Annotated in this window: 19 protein-coding genes; 14 read left to right on the top strand and 5 right to left on the bottom strand. The window is 59.2% G+C overall.

Annotation, left to right across the window (positions count from 1 at the left end):
* A partial coding sequence (locus tag KQ940_RS01290) for an FKBP-type peptidyl-prolyl cis-trans isomerase (protein ID WP_217410932.1) occupies window positions 1–282 on the top strand: 282 nt, incomplete at its 5' end.
* A 20-nt stretch (window positions 283–302) separates the two neighbouring features.
* Here the strand turns inward: KQ940_RS01290 and KQ940_RS01295 are convergent.
* A complete protein-coding gene (locus KQ940_RS01295) occupies window positions 303–701 on the bottom strand; it encodes a type IV pilin protein (RefSeq protein WP_343222597.1) in 399 nt (132 codons plus the stop codon).
* A gap of 71 nt (window positions 702–772) precedes the next feature.
* On the opposite strand from KQ940_RS01295, the gene KQ940_RS01300 reads away from it, so the two are divergent.
* Genes KQ940_RS01300 through KQ940_RS01325 form a run of 6 tightly spaced genes read left to right on the top strand, consistent with a single transcriptional unit; the run spans window position 773 to window position 8163 of the window.
* Complete coding sequence (locus KQ940_RS01300; protein ID WP_217410934.1) at window positions 773–1366, top strand: GspH/FimT family pseudopilin; 594 nt, start codon at window positions 773–775, stop codon at window positions 1364–1366.
* Window positions 1354–2010, top strand: coding sequence for a prepilin-type N-terminal cleavage/methylation domain-containing protein (locus tag KQ940_RS01305; protein WP_217410935.1), 657 nt, complete (start codon window positions 1354–1356; stop codon window positions 2008–2010). The genes KQ940_RS01300 and KQ940_RS01305 overlap by 13 nt, the downstream gene beginning before the upstream one ends.
* A gap of 52 nt (window positions 2011–2062) precedes the next feature.
* Entirely contained in the window at window positions 2063–3298 is a 1236-nt protein-coding gene (locus KQ940_RS01310; protein ID WP_217410936.1) for a PilX N-terminal domain-containing pilus assembly protein, read from the top strand.
* A gap of 13 nt (window positions 3299–3311) precedes the next feature.
* Complete coding sequence (locus tag KQ940_RS01315; RefSeq protein ID WP_217410937.1) at window positions 3312–5369, top strand: prepilin-type N-terminal cleavage/methylation domain-containing protein; 2058 nt, start codon at window positions 3312–3314, stop codon at window positions 5367–5369.
* A gap of 30 nt (window positions 5370–5399) precedes the next feature.
* Window positions 5400–6500, top strand: a complete 1101-nt coding sequence (gene thiO, locus KQ940_RS01320; RefSeq protein WP_217410939.1) for a glycine oxidase ThiO — start codon at window positions 5400–5402, stop codon at window positions 6498–6500.
* 34 nt (window positions 6501–6534) lie between these two features.
* Window positions 6535–8163 carry an NAD+ synthase gene (locus KQ940_RS01325; protein WP_217410941.1) on the top strand — a complete coding sequence of 543 codons (1629 nt, stop codon included), beginning with the start codon at window positions 6535–6537 and terminating at the stop codon, window positions 8161–8163.
* Between the two features lie 443 nt (window positions 8164–8606).
* Here the strand turns inward: KQ940_RS01325 and mobA are convergent, their stop codons facing one another.
* The 3 genes from mobA to KQ940_RS01340 are packed head-to-tail and all read right to left on the bottom strand — an operon-like array spanning window position 8607 to window position 12756.
* Window positions 8607–9173 (bottom strand): molybdenum cofactor guanylyltransferase, encoded by a 567-nt coding sequence (mobA, locus tag KQ940_RS01330; RefSeq protein WP_217410942.1) that lies wholly within the window; start codon window positions 9171–9173, stop codon window positions 8607–8609.
* 36 nt (window positions 9174–9209) lie between these two features.
* Window positions 9210–10085 (bottom strand): uroporphyrinogen-III C-methyltransferase, encoded by an 876-nt coding sequence (gene cobA, locus KQ940_RS01335; protein ID WP_217410943.1) that lies wholly within the window; start codon window positions 10083–10085, stop codon window positions 9210–9212.
* Window positions 10072–12756, bottom strand: a complete 2685-nt coding sequence (locus KQ940_RS01340) for a nitrate reductase (RefSeq protein WP_217410944.1) — start codon at window positions 12754–12756, stop codon at window positions 10072–10074. The genes cobA and KQ940_RS01340 overlap by 14 nt, the downstream gene beginning before the upstream one ends.
* A gap of 439 nt (window positions 12757–13195) precedes the next feature.
* Here KQ940_RS01340 and KQ940_RS01345 point away from each other — a divergent pair, with 439 nt between their 5' ends.
* The 7 genes from KQ940_RS01345 to KQ940_RS01375 all read left to right on the top strand — a co-directional run bounded on the left by KQ940_RS01345 (window position 13196) and on the right by KQ940_RS01375 (window position 20297).
* Entirely contained in the window at window positions 13196–13759 is a 564-nt protein-coding gene (locus tag KQ940_RS01345; RefSeq protein WP_217410945.1) for an ANTAR domain-containing response regulator, read from the top strand.
* Entirely contained in the window at window positions 13756–14937 is a 1182-nt protein-coding gene (locus KQ940_RS01350) for a CmpA/NrtA family ABC transporter substrate-binding protein (RefSeq protein WP_217410947.1), read from the top strand. Before KQ940_RS01345 ends, KQ940_RS01350 begins: the two co-directional genes overlap by 4 nt.
* A gap of 307 nt (window positions 14938–15244) precedes the next feature.
* A complete protein-coding gene (locus tag KQ940_RS01355) occupies window positions 15245–16636 on the top strand; it encodes a CmpA/NrtA family ABC transporter substrate-binding protein (protein WP_217410949.1) in 1392 nt (463 codons plus the stop codon).
* Window positions 16637–16765: 129 nt separating this feature from the next.
* Window positions 16766–17704, top strand: coding sequence for an ABC transporter permease (locus KQ940_RS01360; RefSeq protein ID WP_246589617.1), 939 nt, complete (start codon window positions 16766–16768; stop codon window positions 17702–17704).
* Between the two features lie 12 nt (window positions 17705–17716).
* On the top strand, window positions 17717–18586 hold the full coding sequence (locus KQ940_RS01365) for an ABC transporter ATP-binding protein (RefSeq protein ID WP_425515611.1): 870 nt from the start codon (window positions 17717–17719) through the stop codon (window positions 18584–18586).
* A gap of 4 nt (window positions 18587–18590) precedes the next feature.
* On the top strand, window positions 18591–19808 hold the full coding sequence (locus tag KQ940_RS01370; RefSeq protein WP_217410952.1) for an NAD(P)/FAD-dependent oxidoreductase: 1218 nt from the start codon (window positions 18591–18593) through the stop codon (window positions 19806–19808).
* Window positions 19809–20105: 297 nt separating this feature from the next.
* Complete coding sequence (locus KQ940_RS01375; protein ID WP_217410953.1) at window positions 20106–20297, top strand: hypothetical protein; 192 nt, start codon at window positions 20106–20108, stop codon at window positions 20295–20297.
* Between the two features lie 398 nt (window positions 20298–20695).
* Here the strand turns inward: KQ940_RS01375 and ahpF are convergent, their stop codons facing one another.
* On the bottom strand, window positions 20696–22267 hold the full coding sequence (gene ahpF, locus KQ940_RS01380) for an alkyl hydroperoxide reductase subunit F (RefSeq protein WP_217410954.1): 1572 nt from the start codon (window positions 22265–22267) through the stop codon (window positions 20696–20698).
* Window positions 22268–22387: the final 120 nt, after the last annotated feature.

A 22387-nucleotide genomic window follows, 5' to 3' on the forward strand; every position in this document is an offset into this window, starting at 1 on the left:
CAGGCGATGCTGGGGCTGAAACCGGGCGATCATGTGGAGCTTACTATCGCACCGGAGCGCGGCTTCGGTCAGCACAATCCGAGCAATGTGCAGGTGATGCCGCGCAGCGAGTTCAAGGATATGGAGTTGGAACCGGGGCTCGTCGTTTCGTTCCAAGAGCCCGGCAGCGAGATCCCGGGTGTGATCGCCGAGTTCAACGACGAGAGGGTGATGGTGGACTTCAACCATCCGCTGGCGGGTAAAACCCTGCTGTTCGAAGTCAAGATAATGGCTGTCGACTAGCGTCGACAGCTTCGGCTTCGTTAGTCTTTCCAGCAGTTGGCGGGGGTCTTGGTATTGCTTTGATTCACCGTCAACGTTGCCCCGCCACAGTCATTGACCTGGTCTGTACCGGCTAGCGGTGCGGCGTTTATTGTGTAGGTCGATGAGGTCACATTGGTCACGGTTATGGTGTAGTAATCGTTGCTATTCAGCCCGAGACTTTCGGCGGTCAGTTCAGCCGCCGTCGCATAGTCATTGTTGTAGGCACGGTAGCGCTCCTGCTTGATCTGTCCGTCCAGCAGCACGGCCTGAACCTCCGCCCGCCTGGCCTCGCGAACATAATTCATGTAGGAGGGATAGGCTACCGCGGCAATAATGCCGATTACTGCGACCACAATCATGAGCTCGATTAACGTAAAACCCCTGTTTGAATGGTTCACTGTAGTTCCTTTATGCTGCTATGCTTGGTGGACCCAATCCTAACATCCTGGCGAAAGGATTTGATCTGGCGATGGCATTTTTTCCACGGAAAGACGCGCAGGGAAAGTTCGAGGATCTCTTTGCTGGAGAAACCGGGTTCACCCTGATCGAACTGCTGGTCACACTGGCCGTTGTCGTAATACTGGCGACGGTGGCCGCTCCTGCCTTTCGTGACTTCTTCGAGAATAGACGCCTTACCAACGCGGCACAAACTCTATATGCCGATCTACAACTGGCGCGTGCCGAGTCGATAAAGCGCAATCAGACGATTTTTGTGAAGTTTGATGACTCTCCGGCTACCGACTGGTGCTACGGCTTGGAGGAGGCATCGACCGCCACCTCCTGCGACTGTGCCGATACCACCAACACCTATTGCACAATAGACGGTGTACGACGGGTCACTGATGTGGATGATTTTCCAGGCGTCACCATGAGTGCTTCGTCGGTTGCAGGATCCACGATCACTTTCGATCCCAAACGCGGCACACTGGCTCCGGCGGGTTCGATTTTCTTCACCAACGGTAGTGGCAATCAGATGCGTATCGTCATGAGTCTGCTTGGCCGCGTACGCTTGTGCGTGCCAAGCGGCTCCAACGTATCGGGGTATCCAGCATGTCCGCCATAAAACAGGAAAGGGGCTTTACACTGATCGAGCTGATGATTGCCCTGCTGCTCGGGTTGATCGTCACCGGCATCGCCATCTCGATGTATGTCTCGACGCTGGGTATCACCCGGCAGACCGTCACCTCCGTGCGGCTGAGCCAGGAGCTGAGAACGGTAATGGACATGATGGTCCGGGATATCAGGCGCTCCGGTTACTGGGCTGGAACGGTGATCGCCAACAACCCGCATGCGGGGGTGGTGTCCGGTGGGCTCCCGGTCAATGTGTTTACCTCACCGAACTCATCCGACAGTAACTCCTGTGTCGTGCTGTCGTACGACTACGATGCCGATGGCTCGGCGACCATCGAGCATCTGATGGGCTACCGCATGGACGATGCGCAGAGTGCCGTCGAGGTATTATGGGCCTCGTCGTCGACGTTGACCGGCGGGGTGAACTGTTCGGTGCTGCCCGGTAACTGGCAAAACCTGACCGATGAAAGTACCACCGTCATCACCCAGCTGCTGTTCGAACGCCTGCCATCGGCGGCGTCCTTCGCCTCGGCAGCCGCGCGTTCGATTCGCATCACCCTGCGCGGCGAGTCCGCATCGGATAACAGGTTGGTTAAGGAGCTGATAGAGGAAGTGAGGGTGAGAAATGATCTATAGTCACCGCTTCAAAAGTTTGGACAGCCGCTATTTTCGGTCGCAACGCGGTGCCGTGACCTTGATTGTTGCGGTTGTGCTGCTTGCACTGCTCACAATCACGGTCTTGACCGTCACCCGTTTGACCACGCTCGAACTGAAAACCGCAGCCAATACTAACCGTGCCAAAGAAGCGTTCCATATCGCGCAGGGTGGCCTGGACTACGGTGCGATGAAGTATGTCGAAGATGGCGCGGCCTTCACGCCCAGCGGCACAACGTCGGTCGCCATTCCGTCGGGCAGTGGCACGGATGCCAACATATCGGTCGTGGTGTCGGGTGGGTTTGCCACGATCACTGCGGTGGGCGAGTCACCCGATACTACGGGTTCGGCCACAATCGCCGAGAAGTACGGCATCGTGCCGTTGATTGATACCGGTGAGCTGCCGCCACTGATGGCCGGCGGTAATTTCCCGCCAGGGGGGAGTTTTTCCATCGTCACCAACCCCAATGGCGGCGGTGATGGCGTGCCGGTATCCGCCTGGGTGAAAACCTCGCAGACCCAGGGAGCCGCCTCATGGCAGACCTGTAACCTGGATGAGTACCTGTACGAGGGCAACAATGCCACACGGACCAAGGATGCTACCACCGAGTGGATCTGTGATGCCTGTACCTGCCAGCAGGCGGATAACCACCTTTGTGAAGCTGAGTCCGGTGTAGATCCTGCCGATAACTGCAGCGATATCATAGCGGATGCATGTGTTCCGGATGCGTTCGAAAACCTGTTTGGCGTGAATATCTATGAAGATTCCGCAGCTTGTGGTGGTGATTCAGGGGTCGATCCGACGATCTGGCAGGTCTACCGCACCATGGGTATGCAGTATGGGATCGAGTGCGCCGACCTGGATGCCGATGTGGGTGATATCTTTTATTCCGGCGGCGCCTACGAAGGGGAGCTGCCACTGATCTGGATCGAAGGTGACTGCGATGTTAGCGGTACAGTCGCCAGCGTCGATGCGCCGATCATATTGATTGTGCACGGCGACGTGACAATGAACTCAAATGGGGTCATGTTCGGTATTTTGTTCGCGTTTACCGATATCTATACCGGTACCGACTCAGATGACTACGAGATCAAGATCAACGGTTCGCCCAAGTTTTATGGTTCCATACTGGTGAACGGCGACGTGGATCTGCCTAACGGTAGCTTCACGCTGGTATATGCCCAGAGTTTGCTCGAGAAGTTCTCCAACTCCGGGGGGGAGTTTAACTCATTGGCGCGATTCCCCGGTTCATGGACCGATCTGAATTAGAGGGTGTAGGGGCATGCTAAGTACACATAGCGACAGCAGATATCCTAAGGCTGGCGGCTTTACTCTGATCGAAGTTCTGGTCGCCCTCGTCGTGCTGATGGTGGGGTTGGCCGCATTACTTCAACTTCAGTCGAGTTTCATCCAAGGCGCCACCGAGTCGGAAAAGCGCGCCGTGGGTATGGCACTGGCCGAGAAGAGGCTGGAGCAGTTCAGGGATTACCAGAACATCGCTGAGTTCAATCAAATTGGCTCGGCGGCTTTTCCGACCTCTGAAGTCCAGGCGGTATCGGTCGGCAATTCATCGATCAACTACACCCTGGACTGGAGCGGAATCACGACCGTTTCCTCCGCGATCAATGCCTCCGAATACAAGGAGATAACACTGACCGTCAGCTGGGATGGCGGTGCCAGCAGCTTGGCGGTTTCCACCATTCTGGCGCGTGTCGATCCGAACGTATCGCCGTTGTTGGGACTTACCGGATATGGTGGGGATACTCCCGAAGTTAGCCATGCTGCCGGTAGTGTGCCGGATGTTATTCCTATCGATATCGGAAATGGCAAGACCAAGGAAACATCCAAACCACTTCCTGATGTGGACCAGAGTAACGAAAGTACTGAAGTAAGGTTTGAGACCGTTACTTACGACTCGACGACAACCAAGCTGGTTCAGGAGGAGTTTGTAACCGTTAACTGTTTCTGCCAGTTGGATACCGGCACGACAAATGTGATGGAGACGCCACACCACTATAAGTATGAAGACGGTGTCTTGGTCGTGGATAAGGGTATTACCTATACCGCCGGGGGAGGGGTGAACGACACAACAGGAACGGTATACGGTAGTGGTAGTTTCACCCAGTCGCAGTACTGTGATCGCTGTTGCGCCGGGCATCATGACGCTGCTGATACCAGCATCTACAGTGCGAACGATGTACCCGGGTTCAAGGAGACATCACCGTCAAGTCCTCATGTGCACTATGAGGTGAATACCGTTACCGGTGTTCTGACCGGTGATGTGGCTGGTGATGGTGATATCTATGCTGAAGCCTGCCGTTTTCGGCGAGTGGATGGCCTTTTTGAGCTGTTCCCGGACTGGAAGCTGATTCAGCTCACCGCGTTCCCCTACACCTATGCCTCCGATACTGCGAGTTCAAGTCTGGCCGCTTATCAACAGTATGTGACCGAGCGCGTCCAGAATGAAGTATTCGTGCCCTTGGGGGGCAACGCTGCTAGCGCTTCTCTGCCGTCGACAGATCTGGAGGTATTGCCTGATACCTTGACGCAGTTGTTGGCGCGCGGCATCTACTACGATGATATGAGCTACGACCCTAATTGGAGCGCTGAGGTAGCCGGTATCGTGGCGTCTTCGGCCACGATATCCACCACAGATTGGCTCTCCTACACGCCCTTCTTTGAGATCAATATGACACTGTTGGCGGAGTGGAGCTCATTGGATGACACCATCGCCGATGTGAGCGATGAAGATGTAAATACAGTGGCCGATGCTGTCGCCAACTACTACGGCGTATACAGCCGCGGTTTGGTAGAAGCGACGGGTGTTGCCAGTGAAGCCACCAGTGTAATCGCGACAAGCAAAACGGATAACACCGGTATCCTGGGTAATCGCTATGGTCTGAACTCAAGTTTTACAGGTGTGGATAACGGCATTATCTATCCAGCTACGGCTACGGTGTCCTCCGCGGTTGCAGTCTCTATCTTGGGGGGCGGTTCAACGGTAATCGTGTCCGGCACCGTGGTTGAGGATAACACCGGTGGCAACGTGACCGTGGCGGAGAACAAAACCACAGTGTCTGCAAGTTCAGGTACCTGTACCTACGCCGTTACAGGTGGTGTGGGGGCGTTCAACTGTACGGTTGCCCAGAACGCAGGCAACGTGATCATAACTGTTAACACATCGCAAAATAATCAGTACATCGATCCCGATGTGTCGGTAGGTGGCAATATCGTGGCAATTACACCGGGTAATCCGGCGTCCAGCACAGATGGAAATATTACAGTGAACGTGGGGTCGACGGGCTTTTCCGGTGTGAATTTCGCGGCGCGGCACGACTAATTATTTGGTTTTTTGATAGTTAAATTTCGTATGGGATCGATTTGCATAATAGGCGCTGGCGTCATCGGCCTGATGACCGCCCGCGAGCTGGCACGCTCCGGTGCCAGGGTTACCCTGATAGAACGTGGTGTCAGCGCCCATGAGGCGTCCTGGGCGGGTGGCGGTATCGTGTCGCCGCTCTACCCCTGGCGTCACGGTGATGCGATTACCCGTTTGGCACTCTGGTCGCAGAGCAGTTACACCCTGCTGGCTCAGGAGCTCTATGCCGAGACAGGCTGTGATCCCGAGTTGCGTCAGAAAGGTATCCTGATGGTGGACGTGCAGGATGAAGCGGAGGCGCTGCGTTGGGGGCATGAGCACTATCGGCCGCTGATCAAGGTGGATGCCGAGTTTATTCATGACAAGGAGCCGCGGCTCAATCCCGAGTTTCGCTCGGCGATGTGGATGCCGGAGGTGGCCAGTATCCGCAACCCCCGCTTGGGTCGTGCGCTACGGATCAGCGTCGAGCAGCATCCCAATATTACGCTGGTCGAGCAGTGCGAGGCACAGGGCTTTATCGTCCAGGGTGAACGAATCGAGGGTGTGCGCACCAATAAAGGCGAGTTCAGGGCGGATGCCACGGTCGTCGCCGGTGGTGCCTGGAGCGCGCAGTTGATCGCGTCACTTGGACTGAAACTGCCGGTCGAGCCGGTACGCGGTCAGATGATGGTGTTCAAGGCGCCGGTGGGGCTGATCGATCGCATCGTGATGCTCGATGGTCGCTACCTGATCCCACGTAACGACGGTCGTATTTTGGTCGGCAGCACGCTGGAGCGGGTTGGTTTCAATAAAGAGACAACCGAAGAAGCGCGCGACTCGCTGTATAAAACAGCGCTGAAAATTCTGCCGGATCTGGCACAATACCCAGTCGAATATCACTGGGCAGGGCTGCGGCCCGGCTCTCCCGACGGCATACCCTTTATCGGCGCCGTACCCGGGTACAACGGTCTCTATCTGAACTGCGGCCACTATCGCAATGGTCTGGTACTGGCGCCGGCTTCGACTCGCCTGCTGAGTGATATTCTGCTTGAGCGCTCCCCTATCATCGATCCGGCACCCTATGCCGTGGCGGGACGCGTTGAACAAGAGTGACGGGTTCTCCCGCTGACTGGTATCAAGAGTACAGATGAGTAAAGTGATCCGGGTCGCGATGGCCCAGTTGAACCTGCTGGTGGGTGATATTCCGGGCAATACCGAACGGGTTATCGAAACGGCGATCAAGGCGCGCGATGAACTGGGCGCTGGCATGGTGCTCTATCCTGAGCTCGCGCTCAGCGGTTATCCGCCGGAGGATCTTCTGCTCCGCCCCAGCCTGGAGCTGCGTATCGATCAGGCGCTGGCAGCGCTGAAACAGCAGGTATCCGGTATTACGCTGGTGGTCGGCTATCCCCGTTACCGCAACGGTGCGCTGTACAACATGCTGGGTGTCATTCGGGACGGCGCGTTGATCACCGAATATGCCAAGCAGTGCCTGCCCAACTACCAGGTTTTCGATGAAAAACGCTATTTCGCTGCCGGTAACGAGCCCGGAGTGTTCGAGCTGGATGGCCATAAGATCGGGCTCAGCGTCTGCGAGGATATCTGGCATTCGGCACCGGTCGAGCAGCTCAAGGCCGCGGGCGTCAGCCTGATCCTGAATATCAACGCCTCACCCTTCCATGCCGGTAAACCCGCGGTGCGTACCGAAGTGATCGGGCGACACGCCAGGTCCGCCGGCTGTCCGGTGCTGTACGTGAATCAGGTGGGAGGTCAGGATGAGCTGATCTTCGATGGCGGCTCTCAGGCCGTGGATGCCGAAGGGAATCAGGTATTCGCCGGCGCCTTCTTCGAGGAAGCACTGTATACGCTGAACGTGGACCTGGAGACAGGGCGGGTCGACGCCGAGCAGCCTTCCCTGCCGCTTCCCGGACTGGAAGAGTCGGTTTACAACGCGCTAGTGCTGGGCGTACGGGATTACGTGCGGAAAAATGGCTTCAAGGGCGTGGTACTGGGCCTGTCCGGCGGCATCGATTCGGCAGTGACGGTGGCCGTTGCGGTAGATGCCCTGGGGACAGCAGCGGTCGAGGCGGTGATGATGCCGTTCCGCTATACCTCGAATATCAGTATCGAGGATGCAGCCGAGGAGGCTCAACTGCTGGGTATTCGCCATAGCGTGATCTCGATCGAGCCGATGTACGAAAGCTTCATGGCCGCGCTGGCGGACGAGTTCGCCGGCACGTCGATGGATACCACTGAGGAGAACCTGCAGGCGCGCTGTCGTGGCGTGCTGTTGATGGCGATCTCGAACAAGAAGGGTTATCTGGTGCTGACCACCGGCAACAAGTCCGAGATGGCGGTCGGTTACTCAACCCTGTACGGCGATATGGCCGGTGGCTTCGATGTGTTGAAGGATGTGCCGAAAACCCTGGTCTACCGCCTGGCCGAATACCGCAATTCGATCTCCCCGGTGATTCCGCAGCGGGTGATCACTCGTCCACCCTCCGCGGAGCTGCGGCCGGATCAGAAGGATCAGGACAGTCTGCCCGACTACGATGTGTTGGATCGCATTCTCGAACTCTATGTGGAGCGCGACTATAGCGCCAGGGCGATTATTGCCGAGGGGTTCGATGAATCTGTGGTCAATCGGGTGGTACGTCTGGTGGATATCAACGAATACAAACGTCGTCAGGCGCCGGTGGGCCCACGTATTACCGAACGCGGATTCGGCCGTGACCGGCGTTATCCGATCACCTCCGGCTGGAAACTGGGCGAATAACGGTCAGGGCTCGATTCGAGTGGGAGCTAGCACCGCTCGTGCGCATATCAGGCCGTTAAGAAAAGTTCGGAACCTGGGTAAAATTAGGAAAAATTCCTATAGGCAGACAGAGTCTGAACGACCATTATTACCACACGAGGAGCGCAGGAGTGCACTGCGGCGGGAGGCTGCAGATCAGGGATTTGTGATCAGGGACAAGGGATTAGCGATCAAAAGGACACAGGTCAGACGGAAACTGACACCTCGCTCGCTTAGGGATGAGTGAGTAGCGCAGGGAAGCAGAAATGGGGCTTGCAACACGGAAGTGTGCAGGCCCTTTTTATATGTACAGGATGTACGGTATGCCGCGGGCGCATGGATGCGCAGGAGCGGCGATGTACAGGATGTACGCTATCCCGCAAGCGCAAAGATTCCAGGGTGCAGTGAATCCGGGCGCGGAAGGTTCAGTTGCCCGGCCGGTTCATGTTCAGCATCGGATCCCCTTCAAACTCCACACTCATATGAGGAAAATGTGCCAGTGCACGCATCAGGCGTACTTCACCGGTGGTGTTGACGTGCGTGATGAGCTCAGGGATCAACTCCGCCGGCAAGATGGCGTGTAGTGGATGATCTCGGTCACCGGCGGTGGCGTAGATCCATTTTCCCGGCTGTTGGCGATTGGCGTCGACCAGCTGTTGAATATGCTGCGCGCTTATCCCCGGTGAATCGCAGGGCAGGGTGATCAGGTGGCCGGTGGGGAGTGAGGGCAGCAGCTGAGCCAGTGCACGCAGCGGGCCGGGAAAGCTGTCATCCGGATCGCTGACCAGCGGCAGCCCGTACTGTGCATAGAGATCTCGGTTGCGATTGCAGTTGATAAAGATGGGGTCGCAAAAAGGGCGCAGTGCATCGATCGAGTACTCGATCAACGCACGGCCTTCGTATTGTATCAGCCCCTTGTCGGCGCCACCGGCGCGCGTGCCGCGGCCACCGGCAAGGATCAACCCGATGTACTGTTGCCTGTTTGCTGACACTGCCTGACTTCTTGTCTGTGGATGGAAGCTCTATTGTCAGGCGGCTTCCAGGCTTTGGGCAAGTGCCAAGACATTGGCTTTGGCAGTGCGGGTCACCTCGCCGACGATAATCAGGCTTGGGGTCTTGAATTGTGCCTCCCGTGCCTGCTCTACCACGCTGTCCAGCGTCGACAGCAGGTTGCGTTGATTGTCCCGGGTACCGTTCTCGATCAACAGAATCGGCCACTCCGCCGGCAGGCCGTTCGCTTGCAGCGATGCGGTAATATCCGGCAGAGATTCCAGCCCCATATAGAACACCAGCGTTTGATCGGGTCTGGCAAGCGTTGCCCAATCATGCTCGAGGTGGCTGGCGTGGTGGGTCGCGGTGACAAAACGGACCTGGTGCGCGCTGGCGCGGTCGGTCAGCGGGATGCCCGCTGCGGCGGCACAGCCTGACGCCGCGGTGATGCCGGGCACGATCTGCCACTCGATACCAGCGGCATTGAGGGTATCGATCTCCTCGGCCATGCGCGCAAAGATGGCCGGGTCCCCGCCCTTGAGTCGCAGCACGGTCTTGCCACGCAGCGCCTGCTCCACCATCAGCTCACCGATACGCGCCTGGGTCACGCTGTGCTGACCAGCCGCCTTGCCCACGTAGTAGCGCTCCGCCGACTCGGGGATCAGGTCGAGGATGTCCTCCCCGACCAGGCGGTCGTAGATCACCACCTCTGCCTGCTCAATCAGACGGAATGCGCGCACTGTGAGCAGATCCAGTGCACCGGGACCGCAGCCGATCAGGTGGACCTGGCCGACCTGTTTCCGGCAAGCGGAGCGGCACGTTGCCCGCCTGCTTTGGTCAGTGGAATGGGAACCGAGCTGGGTGATTCTGCTCATCAGTTGATCGAACAGGGTAAAACGATTACTCCAGAGCATATTCAACCTCCGCGGCTGTCTGTTCGGATTCGGGCGCAGCGCTTTTTTCTTCAGTGATCAGCGCCTTGAGTTCGGGGATGCAGGAGCCGCAGTTGGTGCCGCATTTGAGCTGCTGGCCAAGCTGTTCGGCCGAGCTGGCGCCAGCTCTGATGGCGGCGCGAATATCGGGTTCACGAACCTGCAGGCAACTGCAGACTACGGCACCGCAAAGCTGAGCACCGGCGGCCTTGGCCGCCAGCAACTGGCGGCGCCGGTCGATATCCAGTCTGTCGAGTGCGAACTGCTGATCCAGCCAGTCCAGATCGGGCAGGCTGTTGTCGCGTTCGACCAGCAGTATCCAGTTGAGTCTTCCGCTCTCCAGCCCGCAGGCGCGATAGCGACCCTCATGGCGGTCGTCCAGCTGTAGATCCGCGGTGCTGCCGAGGTGTTGAAGGCACCAGGCCTCCCAGTTATCCACAAGGGCAGCATCGGCCAGTCGGTAGCTGGTGCAGTGCTCCAGCGGTACCCGGGTCCAGTAGTCTGTGGGGAGGGCCTGGGGGTTGCGCACCAGCAACCTGGCTTGCCAACCGCTGTTCAGCGGGCGAATAGCGGCGCGCCCCTGCTTGGCTTCGGGCTGGCCGGACACCGGGTCGACCACCGAGGCGATCAGCGAACCGCTGATGGCGCAGCCGGAAAACTGACGGGTCCAGTGCATCGGGATAAACACTTCTCCAGGTCGCTGCTGCTCGCTGAGTGTTGCACGGGCGATATAGTGCCCCAGTTCGTTGCGCAGTTCGGCGATCTCGCCATCGCCAATACCGAAACGCTCGGCATCCTGGGGATGGATCTCGATAAAGGGTTCAGGGCGGTGCTGCAGCAGACGGGCGGCACGTCCGGTACGCGTCATGGTATGCCACTGATCGCGGATCCGGCCGGTATTGATCTGTAGCGGCAGGTTGGCGTCGGGCTGCTGCACCGGTGCACGCGGCGTAATGGCCAGAAAGCGGGCGCGGCCGGAGGGGGTGAAGAATCGGCCATCGCCAAACAGGCGCTCGCTCCCGCTGGGAGTCTCGGCATTGATCGGCCACTGGATCGGTCGCAGTTGGTCGTATTCCGTGTCGGTGATATGGCTCAGGCCACTGATATCGAAGCCGCGTGTGCCCCGGTTCTCGAAACCGGACAGCGCCGCGTGTTCGCGAAAGATCTGCGCCGGTGTTTGGTAATCAAACGCGTCAGCGTAGCCGAGGCGTTTCGCCACCTCGGAGATGATCCACCAGTCGTTACGGGCTTCGCCCGGGGTCGGTATCACTCCGCGCTGGCGCGAGATGCGGCGCTCGGAGTTGGTCACGGTGCCGCTCTTCTCGCCCCAGGTGGTGGCGGGCAGGGCGATATGAGCCAGCTCCAGCGTATCGGTCTGGGCCATGCATTCGGAGACGATCACCAGTTCGCACTGTTCCAGTGCGCGCCGGACGCGGTCCGCGTCCGGCAGGCTGACCACCGGGTTGGTGGCCATGATCCACACCGCCTTGATCTCGCCGCGCTCGATCGCATCGAACAGGTCCACCGCCTTGTAACCCTCACTGCGTGCCATGTTCGGCGCCTGCCAGAAGCGCTGGACCCGGTCGATGTTGGTATCGCTGGCGAAGTCCATATGTGCGGCGAGCTGGTTGGCCAGACCACCGACTTCGCGTCCACCCATGGCGTTGGGCTGTCCGGTCAGCGAGAAGGGACCCATGCCGGGTTTGCCCAGTCGGCCGCTGGCCAGGTGACAGTTGATGATCGCGTTGACCTTGTCGGTGCCGCTGCTGGACTGGTTGATCCCCTGGGAAAACAGGGTCAGGGTCTTCTCGGTGCCGCAGAACCAGTCGACCAGCCGAGCCAGGTCAGACTCCGGCAGGTCGGCCGCCAGTGCTACGCTGGCGATATCGGGTGCGCTGGCACGGGCGCTAGCCAGTGCCTCGTCGAAGCCTTCGGTATGCGCGGCGATATAGTCTCTGTCCAAGCCGTTGCGACGCTCCAGTTCGGACAGCAGCAGATTGAAGATCAGGGCATCGCTGCCTGGCTTGAGCGAAAGCTGCAGGTCGGCGAGGTCGGAGGTAGCGGTACGGCGAGGATCAATGACCACAACCCTCAGCCCAGGATTGGCTTTCTTCGCGGCGACCATGCGCTGGAACAGGATCGGATGGTTCCAGGCCGCGTTGGAGCCGACCAGGATCATCAATTCGGCACTGTCGATATCCTCGTAGCTGCAGGGCATCAGATCACCGCCGAAAGCGCGCTTATATCCGGCCACGGTGGAGGACATGCACAGGCGCGAGTTGGTATCGACGTGGCTGGAACCGATGAAGCCCTTCATCAGCTTGTTGGCCACATAGTAGTCTTCGGTCAGCAGCTGTCCCGACAGATACATCGCGACAGCGCCGGGGCCATCGCGCTCGATAATCCGTTGCAGCCGTCCGGCAACGCTGTCCAGGGCGCTGTCCCAGCTCACCTGCTGACCGTTGACCCGCGGGGTCAGCAGCCGGTCCTTTGCGCCGGTGGTTTCATGCAGTGCACTGCCTTTGACGCAGAGGCGGCCGAAGTTGGCCGGGTGCTCCGCGTCGCCCGAAACGGCGATGATGTCTCGGTCACGAACCTCGGCCTTTACGCCACAGCCGACACCGCAATAGGGGCAGGTAGTGTTGTTGATCATCGGCAAAATCCCACAAAAAAAGGCGCCTGATCATCGCTTCTACCCTAAGTGGAAACAGGGAAACGATGGTCAGGCGCCTTTGCCTTTCCGTCAGTCGGGTCGCTTGGCGTACCCCGGCTGTCTACTCATTCTGTACTTGACTGTACGTGACAAAAGCAAAAGCGGTGCCACTCTCTATAACCGGTGGAATATCAATGCCTTTAAGGTGGGTGATTAGGTGATTTTGCACTGGTTGTGGTCATTGATGGGGCGTACTGAATCGTTTTGTGCACCAAGCTGGGGCGATGTCGGTGTTGGTAGAGGCCGATGGCGGCGAAAAAACGCGCCGTCCGCATTTGGAATATGAATTGCTACGCGCTATTCCTTTTATAGAGATTGTCAATTTATCCACTGTAACCACAGGAGCGTTCCCAGCGTGGGAAATGAAGGTTTATCGGTCATGCTCGTCGATGACGAGACCGAACGTGCGGCGATGGTCGAGCAGGAGCTGCAGGCCCAGGGCTACACAGTGGTCTGTCGTCTGACCACAACCGCGGCACTGCGTCACCATGTCGAGCGGGTGCAACCGGACATCGTCATCATCGATATGGACTCCCCGGACCGCGACACGCTGGAACATATGTCGGTGGTCAACCAGCAGAACCCGCGGCCGATCGTGTTCTTTGCCGACAAGGATGACAACCCCGACAATATCCGCGCCGCGATCAAGGCCGGCGTCAGCGCCTATATCGTCGACGGTCTCAAGCCCAATCGGGTGAAACCGATTCTGGACGTGGCGATCGCCCGCTTCGAGGCGTTTCAGAGCCTGCGCTCCGAGCTGCTGCAGACCCGCACTGAGCTGGACGACCGCAAGGTGATCGAGAAGGCGAAGGGGATGCTGATGAAGCACCAGGGCTGCGATGAGGAGCAGGCGTTTCGTACCCTGCGCAAGCTGGCGATGGACCGTTCGCAGAAACTGGTGGATGTGGCACGCAGTGTGATCAAGGTATTGGAGGTGTTATGAGCGGCACGAGCTTGGATATGGATCGGCTGGTGCCGGAAAAAACCACTTTGACACTGGGTTTCGTCGCCCTGCTCGACAGCGCGCCGCTGGTGGTGGCGCGGGAGCAGGGGTTCTTTGCCGAACAGGGGCTGGAGGTGCGGCTGCAACGCGAGAACTCCTGGGCCAGCGTGCGCGACAAGGTGGCCTATGGTCTGCTCGACGGCGCGCAGATGATTGCACCGATGCCGCTGGCGTCCTCGCTTGGATTGGGCGCGCCGCCGGTGCCGATGGAGACGGCGCTGGTGATGAGCCGCAACGGCAACGCCATCACGCTGGCCACGGCGCTGGCCGATGCCGCCGGCATAGAACCGGATGAGCTGGGTCCCGATCCGCTGCTCAGCGGGCGTTTGCTGCGCGCTCACCTGACCGGGCTGGAGCGTCCGCTGAAGCTGGCCACCGTTTATCCCTACTCCTGCCACCACTATCAGTTGCGCTACTGGCTCAATGTGTCCGGTATTTCACCGCGCCAGGTGGAGTTCATCGGTGCCCCGCCGCGGCAGATGGTCGATCTGCTGAAGTCGGGGCAGATCGACGGCTGCTGTGTCGGTGAACCCTGGAACTCCCTGGCCGAGGTGTACGGGGTCGGTCGCGTCGTCGCCACCGGGCATCAAGTCTGGCGCAATATGATGGAGAAGGTGTTCGGCGTCACCCGGCAGTGGGCGGCGGAGCATCCGCACACCTATCGTGCCGTACTGCTGGCGTTGATGAAGGCCTGCCACTGGCTCGAATCCCATCAGCACAGCGATCTTCTCTACCAGTGGTTGTCCCTGCCGCCCTATCTTGACCTCGAGATCGAGCCGCTGCAGAGCCGTGGGCTGTTCGCGCAACATCTGGGGCAGCGCTTCGCCGGTGCCGATACCAACTTCCCCTGGCGCTCCCAGGGGGCCTGGTTACTGGGCCAGATGCGGGAAGCGGGGCAGTGGCAGGGGCCGCTCGACAACCCGGTTTTGGATCAGGTGTTCAACACCGCACTTTATCGCGAGGTGGCGGATGCACTGGGTCTGAATGCGCCGTTAGCCGATTACCGCATCGAGGGGCAGGACGGTGCCGGACATAGTCTGTCAGGGACCCGGGGCGCGATGGCGCCGAACGAAAACGGTTTTATCGACGGGCTCTGTTTCGGGCTGCTCCATTTTTGATCAGCGCAGGTGCAACATGCTTGCTGCTGGTGCGGGGAAATGAGGCAATAGCCAGGCGTTGATTTTTCGTTTTTGTTTAATGTTATTGATTTAAAAGAAAAAATAAGAGTTGGCACGTACGCTGCTTAGTACTGGGCAAAGAGGGTCGGTTCTATCAATGGCGGTAGCCCCGTACTCCTGAAGTGTTCCAAAGGTTCCGGCCGGACCTTACAAGCAGACGATTACGGCAAGGGCGCCGTTCCGGTTTCCGGGGATTTTTCCCGGGAGCAGGAGCGGCGCCCTTTTTTGTGTTTCAAGAGGATTGAAGATGAAAACAACTCTGAATCGACGTTCGCTGTGCAAGAAAGTGGTGCTGGCCACCGCTGTAGGTCTGGCCACCCTGTCCGCATCAACTGCCGCGCTGGCCGAGATCGGCTACCCGGAGAAGGAGGAGCTTAAGTTCGGCTTCATCAAGCTGACCGATATGGCTCCGCTGGCGATCGCCTACGAGAAACACTACTTCGAAGATGAAGGTCTGTATGTGACCCTGGAGGCGCAAGCCAACTGGAAGGTGCTGCTGGACCGGGTCATCGACGGTCAGCTTGACGGCGCGCACATGCTCGCAGGTCAGCCGCTCGGCGCCACCATCGGTTTCGGTACCAAGGCCGATATCATCACCGCCTTCAGCATGGACCTGAACGGTAACGGCATCACCGTTTCCAACGACATCTGGGAACAGATGAAGCCGAATATCCCGGTTGGAGCGGACGGCAAGCCGGTGCACCCGATCAAGGCCGACGCTCTCAAACCGGTAGTGGACAAGTACAAGGCCGAGGGCAAGCCGTTCAACATGGGCATGGTGTTCCCGGTCTCCACCCATAACTACGAGCTGCGTTACTGGCTGGCCGCCGGCGGTATCCACCCCGGCTACTACGCTCCGGAAAAGGGTGACATCAGTGGCCAACTGCAGGCCGATGCACTGCTCTCCGTAACCCCGCCACCGCAGATGCCGGCGACCATGGAGGCGGGCACCATCTATGGTTACTGCGTCGGTGAGCCGTGGAACCAGCAGGCGGTATTCAAGGGGATCGGCGTACCGGTGATCACCGATTACGAGATCTGGAAGGACAACCCGGAGAAGGTGTTCGGCGTCTCCAAAGAGTGGGCCGACAAGTATCCCAACACCCATATCCGCGTGGTCAAGGCGATGATCCGTGCCGCCAAGTGGCTGGATGAGAACAACAACGCCAACCGTCCGGAAGCGGTGGAGATCCTCTCCCGCCCGACCTACGTCGGTGCCGATGCCGAGGTGATCGCCAACTCCATGACCGGTACCTTCGAGTACGAAAAGGGTGACAAGCGTGAGGTGCCGGACTTCAACGTGTTCTTCCGCTACAACGCCACCTATCCCTACTACTCCGACGCGATCTGGTACCTGACCCAGATGCGCCGCTGGGGTCAGATCGCCGAGCAGAAACCGGACAGCTGGTACATGGATATCGCCAAGAAGGTGTACCGCCCGGATATCTATGCCCTCGCGGCCAAGGAGCTGATCGCCGATGGGGTGATGGATGCAGCGGACTTCCCGGATTTCGACAGCGAAGATGGCTTCAAGGCACCGCAGACCCAGTTCATCGACGGCATTACCTACGATGGCAAGAAGCCCAACGAATATCTTGAGAAGTTCAATATCGGCCTGAAAGGCGCCGACAAGATCTGATCGCTCCGGCGACCCCTCGCTATAGGGGAGGGGTCGCCTCGAAGGAGGAGGGAGAATTGAAAGATGAGTAGCATTCGCATGACCCTGGCCGGTGTTTCCAGCATTGCCGGCGTAAAGAGCAACGACACGATGAGCAGCTGGCTCAAGCGGAGCGCACGGGCCCTGGGCTTGCCGCTGCTCGGGCTGTTGGTGTTTCTGTTGATCTGGCAGGCCGGTGCCAAGCAGATCCACACCTCCCTGGGCGAGTTCCCGGGACCGAGCCAGGTGTATCAGCAGACGCTCTCACTGATTGCCGACCACAACGCCGAGCGCGCCCGCGAAACAGACTTCTACGAGCGTCAGGAGCAGCGCAACGCCGAGCGTATCGCCAAGGATCCGAGCTATGAGCCGAAGATCCGCGAGTACACCGGCAAGCCGACCTTCTTCGACCAGATCGGCACCAGCCTGGTGACTGTGCTGGCTGGCTTCTTCATCGCCGGACTGATCGCGATTCCGCTGGGTATCTGCATCGGCCTGAATGGTGCGCTCTATTCGGCACTGAACCCGATCATCCAGCTGTTCAAGCCGGTGTCGCCGCTGGCCTGGCTGCCGCTGGTGACCATGGTGGTCAGCGCGGTGTATGTCACCCCCGATCCGCTGTTTGCGAAGTCCTTCCTGACCTCGCTGTTTACCGTGTCGCTGTGCTGTCTCTGGCCGACGCTGATCAACACCGCGGTGGGCGTGTCGGCAGTCAGCCCCGACCTGCAGAACGTGAGCAAGGTACTGCGCCTGAGCTGGGGCACCCACGTGGTCAAGATCGTACTGCCCTCGTCGGTACCGATGATCTTCACCGGCCTCAGATTGTCGCTCGGTATCGCCTGGATGGTACTGATCGCCGCCGAGATGCTGGCGCAGAACCCGGGCCTGGGCAAGTTCGTCTGGGACGAGTTCCAGAACGGCAGTTCCGACTCTCTGGGGCGGATCATGGTCGCCGTACTGGTGATCGGTCTGATCGGTTTCCTGCTTGATCGCATCATGCTGCTGCTGCAGCGTGCGTTCTCGTGGGACAAGAATGCAATTACCCGTTAAGGAGGGCTCGATATGTCTCTGTCTAAACATCTGGAACTGACGGGTGTCTCCATCGAGTTTCCGACCCCGAAGGGGCCGTTCAAGGCGCTGGATAACGTCAACCTGAAGATCGAGAAGGGCGAGTTCGTCTCCTTGATCGGTCACTCCGGCTGCGGCAAGTCCACCGTGCTCAACATCGTCGCCGGTCTGCACAAGGCGACCACAGGCGGGGTGGTGCTGGAGGGCAAGGAGGTGGACGAGCCGGGCCCCGAGCGAGCCGTGGTGTTCCAGAACCACTCCCTGCTGCCCTGGCTCAGCGCCTATGAGAACGTTGAGCTGGCGGTGAAGCAGGTATTCAAGGGCCAGAAGAGCAAGGCCGAGATGAAAGCCTGGATCGAGCACAACCTCGAACTGGTGCACATGACCCACGCCATGCACAAGCGTCCGGACGAGATCTCCGGCGGTATGAAACAGCGTGTCGGTATCGCCCGTGCGCTGGCGATGGAGCCGCAGGTGCTGTTGATGGATGAGCCGTTCGGCGCGCTTGATGCCTTGACCCGTGCCCATCTGCAGGACTCGCTGATGGAGATCCAGAAAGATCTAAACAACACCGTGATCATGATCACCCACGATGTGGACGAGGCGGTACTGCTCTCCGACCGCATCGTGATGATGACCAATGGTCCCGCGGCCACCGTCGGCGAGATCCTCAAGGTCGAGCTGCCACGCCCGCGCGACCGCATCGCGCTGGCCGACGACCCGCAGTACAACCATTACCGCCATCAGGTGCTCAGCTTCCTGTATGAGAAGCAGCGCAAGGTCGAGGATATCGGTCAGCATCGCAGTGTTAAGAAGAGCGAGGAGGAAGCAGTTGAACTCCCAAAGAAGCGAGCCCACGGGTGAAACCATGAATCAACATGTCGATCTGATCATCGTGGGCAATGGTATGGCGGGCAACCGCCTGGTGCAGGAGTTGGCCAAACAGCCGCATAAACCGGAATCGATCCTGGTGATCGGTGAGGAGCCGCGCCACGCCTACAATCGCGTGCTGCTCTCGCCACTGCTGGCCGGCGAGATGAAGGCCGATGAGGTGGCGCTGCAGGACGCCGACTGGTACCGCGAGCAGGGGATCGAGCTGATCTCTGGCGATCCGGTGGCCAGTGTCGATCTGGAGCGCCGACAGCTGGTGACTCAGTCCGGTTATCAACTCGGATTTCAGCGTATTGTGTTCGCCACCGGTTCACGCGCCAATATGCCGCCACTGCCGGGCATCGAGCTCGATGGCGTGATGGGCTTTCGCACCTGGGATGATGTGGAGCAGATGCAGCAGTCGGCGAGCCAAGGCGGTCATGCCGTGGTGGTCGGCGGCGGCTTGCTCGGCCTGGAGGCGGCAGAGGGGCTGCGCAAGCTGGGGATGCAGACGACGGTGTTGCAGCGTGGCGACCGGCTGCTGAACCTGCAACTGGATGCGACGGCAGCAGGGCTGCTGCGCGATGAGTTGACTGGCCGTGGCCTAGATATTCTGCTCGATGCGGAGATCGACGCGATCGAGGGCGAAGCGGGCAAGTTGACCGGCGTAAGGCTCAAGAACGGGCAGCAGCTGAAGGCGGACCTGCTGGTGTTGGCGATCGGGGTGAAGCCGGAGATCTCGCTGGCGCGTGCGGCGGGGTTGCGCTGCAATCGAGCCATCGAGGTGGATGCCACCCTGCATACCAGCCATCAGAACGTGTTTGCGCTGGGCGAGTGCTGCGAGTTCGAACAGAACACCTATGGTCTGGTGGCGCCGATCTGGCGTCAGGCGGAGGTGCTGGCCAGGGTGCTGTGTGGTGAAGAACACGCATACAGCGAGCAGCCGGTGGCGACACAGCTGAAGGTCAGCGGCATCTCGCTGTTCTCCTGCGGTGAGATCGACGCTGTCGATGCCCAGCCGATCGAATATCTGGATCGCTCCCATGCTGAATACCGCAAGCTTTGGTTGCGGGATGGGAGAATCGTGGGGGCTGTGCTCTATGGCGATACCCGCTTCGGCCCCTGGTACTTTGAGCAGTTGCTGAACGAGCAGGATTTGGGGCATCTGCGTGCACAGCTTCTGTTCGGTCCGCCACCCGATACACAAGTGGCATAAGAATCTCGAAGCCCGACGGCGAGATGGGATAGCTCCGGGAACAGGAGCGCAATGAAGGGGGCTGAACTCGACTTAAGAGCGAGCCATACCAAGACCCTCAAGTCGGAAGAGCCGGAGTCCAACTCCGGCTTTTTTGCGTCGGGGAAATATGCATAACGCCAGATTTATGATGAGATAAACTAAACTATCAGGAGAGAATTGGTCGTTTGATACCGCCTTAGTGTCCCGGTATTCTGCACACATACAACGAGCTGATGACTCAGCTTAGACGCAAATTAGGATGAATAGGTGAATATCATGAATGAAGAAAATCTGTCTCTCGTCGAAATCGCGCGTCGCAATGGCTGCACCGATCCGGTCCTGCTGGCGAAAATGGAACGCGCTGAATACATCTCCGGCCTGATCCATGATCTGTGCAGCTGGGTAAGCCGTTCTGTATCCCATGTCGCACATGATCTCAGTGCACTGTTCCACCGCCACGCTCACTGAGCTATTGGCGTTTTTCGAGAGCAAGCATCTCCCCCGGGCTGGGGATAATGATAAAAAAGCCCTCTCCCCAATGCGCTAAAATCTTCGATCTGCCCCTTTGATAATCAACCCCGGACCCTGCGTCCGAGGCTGGCTTATCCTGATCTTGCCTTATCGGCTTGAGCTGATCTCATTTACCTGTTAGTTAATTTCCGGCTTGCTGTTAGCTCGATTCCAGCGTTGCTTCGATACGCATTTCGGCCAGTGTTTTCATAAACGCAACCAATGCATCCAGGTGGCATCAGGATTGCTTGGCACACCGATCTATTCGCTGCCCTTGGTCAAGAGCTGGACGACGAAAAACAGCCGCCTTACTCCTCGGAGGGCGGCTGAGAGGGCAGTACGTTATCGATGCTGCATCAGGCAGCCGCTTCGTTGCTACCCGGTACCGATTCGCGGATCAGGTAATCGAAGGCACCGAGCGAGGCAGTGGCACCTGCGCCCATGGCGATGATGATCTGCTTGAATGGCACATTGGTCACATCACCGGCGGCAAATACACCGCGAACTGAGGTTTCGCCCTTGGCGCCGATCTCGATCTCGCCGAAGCGCGTCAGTTCCAGATCGCCCTTGAGCCATTCGCTGTTCGGCACCAGCCCGATCTGGACGAATATGCCGGCCAGCTCGAGGCTGTGTGACTCACCGGTGGCACGGTCGGTGTAGGTCAGTCCGGTCACCCGTTCGCCGTCGCCGTTGACCTCGGTAGTGGCGGCCTGTTTGATGATGCGGATGTTGGGCATCGACCGCGCCTTGCGGATCAGCACCTCATCGGCGCGCAGCGTATCGCCGAACTCGAGCACAGTGACATCCTTGACGATACCGGCCAGATCGATCGCCGCCTCGATACCGGAGTTGCCGCCGCCGATCACCGCCACGCTCTTGCCCTTGAACAGGGGGCCGTCGCAGTGTGGACAGTAGGCCACGCCCTTGCCGCGGTACGCCTGCTCGCCCGGCACGTTCATCTCGCGCCAGCGTGCTCCGGTGGCGATCACCACGGTGCGACTCTTCAGCGTGGCACCGCTCTCCAGATCGATCTCGACCAGTTCATTGCGTCGCAGCTTCGCCGCCTTCTGTTCGGTGATGATATCCACCTCGTAGTCGCGCACGTGCTCCTCGAGCCCGGCAACCAGTTTCGGGCCCTCGGTGGCCTTGACCGAGATGAAGTTCTCGATGCCGACAGTATCCATCACCTGGCCGCCGAAGCGCTCGGCGACGATGCCGGTGCGGATCCCCTTGCGCGCGGCGTAGATCGCCGCCGCGGCACCGGCCGGTCCGCCGCCGACCACGAGCAGGTCGTAGGGCGCTTTCTCGGCCAGTTCGGCGGCCTTGCGCTCGGCGGCGCCGGAGTCGACCTTGTTCAGGATCTCCGCCAGGTTCATGCGGCCCTGACCGAACGGCTCGCCGTTGAGGTAGACGCTGGGCACCGCCATCACCTTGCGTTCGTTGACCTCATTCTGGAACAGGGCTCCGTCGATCATGCTGTGGCTGATCTTCGGGTTCAGCATCGCCATCAGGTTAAGTGCCTGGACCACGTCCGGGCAGTTCTGGCAGGAGAGCGAGATGTAGGTCTCGAAGCGCAGCTCCTTGTCCAGCGCCTTGATCTGGTCGATCTGCTCCTGTGCCACCTTCGGCGGGTGGCCGCCGTTCTGCAGCAGGGCGAGTACCAGCGAGGTGAATTCGTGGCCCATCGGGATGCCGGCGAAGTGTACACGCGGCTCGATGCCTGCCGGAGCGACCGCCAGGCTCGGCTTGCGCAGGGCGCTGTCGCTCTCGGTCAATGAAATCTTGTCGGACAGGGCGCTGATCTCCTGCGCCAGTGTGCGCAGCTCTTCGCCCTTGGCCGAGTGGTCTGCAGACAGGCGAATCTCAATCGGAGACACCAGTGCCTGCAGGTAGGTGTTCAGTTGCTGTTTGAGGTTGGTATCCAACATGAGTCTGTCCTGCTTTTGTACTGAGGTTGTGGGTGGCTGTTTCGGGTGTGTCGCTTATATCCGGTACCCGTATGCCGACGCGCCGTGAATCCATCCTTGGAGGCTCCACCGCGCCATCCT

Origin of the sequence: Marinobacterium ramblicola (assembly GCF_019084545.1) — a bacterium.
Classification (GTDB): Bacteria; Pseudomonadota; Gammaproteobacteria; order Pseudomonadales; family Balneatricaceae; genus Marinobacterium_D; species Marinobacterium_D ramblicola.

What these genes read in the sequence shown, in the direction of transcription:
- KQ940_RS01300 (WP_217410934.1), top strand. Translation starts at nt 773, where the DNA reads ATGGCATTTTTTCCACGGAAAGACGCGCAGGGAAAGTTCGAGGATCTC.
- KQ940_RS01305 (WP_217410935.1), top strand. Translation starts at nt 1,354, where the DNA reads ATGTCCGCCATAAAACAGGAAAGGGGCTTTACACTGATCGAGCTGATG.
- KQ940_RS01315 (WP_217410937.1), top strand. Translation starts at nt 3,312, where the DNA reads ATGCTAAGTACACATAGCGACAGCAGATATCCTAAGGCTGGCGGCTTT.
- thiO (WP_217410939.1), top strand. Translation starts at nt 5,400, where the DNA reads ATGGGATCGATTTGCATAATAGGCGCTGGCGTCATCGGCCTGATGACC.
- KQ940_RS01325 (WP_217410941.1), top strand. Translation starts at nt 6,535, where the DNA reads ATGAGTAAAGTGATCCGGGTCGCGATGGCCCAGTTGAACCTGCTGGTG.
- cobA (WP_217410943.1), bottom strand. Translation starts at nt 10,085, where the DNA reads ATGCTCTGGAGTAATCGTTTTACCCTGTTCGATCAACTGATGAGCAGA.
- KQ940_RS01340 (WP_217410944.1), bottom strand. Translation starts at nt 12,756, where the DNA reads ATGATCAACAACACTACCTGCCCCTATTGCGGTGTCGGCTGTGGCGTA.
- KQ940_RS01345 (WP_217410945.1), top strand. Translation starts at nt 13,196, where the DNA reads ATGCTCGTCGATGACGAGACCGAACGTGCGGCGATGGTCGAGCAGGAG.
- KQ940_RS01350 (WP_217410947.1), top strand. Translation starts at nt 13,756, where the DNA reads ATGAGCGGCACGAGCTTGGATATGGATCGGCTGGTGCCGGAAAAAACC.
- KQ940_RS01355 (WP_217410949.1), top strand. Translation starts at nt 15,245, where the DNA reads ATGAAAACAACTCTGAATCGACGTTCGCTGTGCAAGAAAGTGGTGCTG.
- KQ940_RS01360 (WP_246589617.1), top strand. Translation starts at nt 16,766, where the DNA reads ATGAGCAGCTGGCTCAAGCGGAGCGCACGGGCCCTGGGCTTGCCGCTG.
- KQ940_RS01365 (WP_425515611.1), top strand. Translation starts at nt 17,717, where the DNA reads ATGTCTCTGTCTAAACATCTGGAACTGACGGGTGTCTCCATCGAGTTT.
- KQ940_RS01370 (WP_217410952.1), top strand. Translation starts at nt 18,591, where the DNA reads ATGAATCAACATGTCGATCTGATCATCGTGGGCAATGGTATGGCGGGC.
- KQ940_RS01375 (WP_217410953.1), top strand. Translation starts at nt 20,106, where the DNA reads ATGAATGAAGAAAATCTGTCTCTCGTCGAAATCGCGCGTCGCAATGGC.
- ahpF (WP_217410954.1), bottom strand. Translation starts at nt 22,267, where the DNA reads ATGTTGGATACCAACCTCAAACAGCAACTGAACACCTACCTGCAGGCA.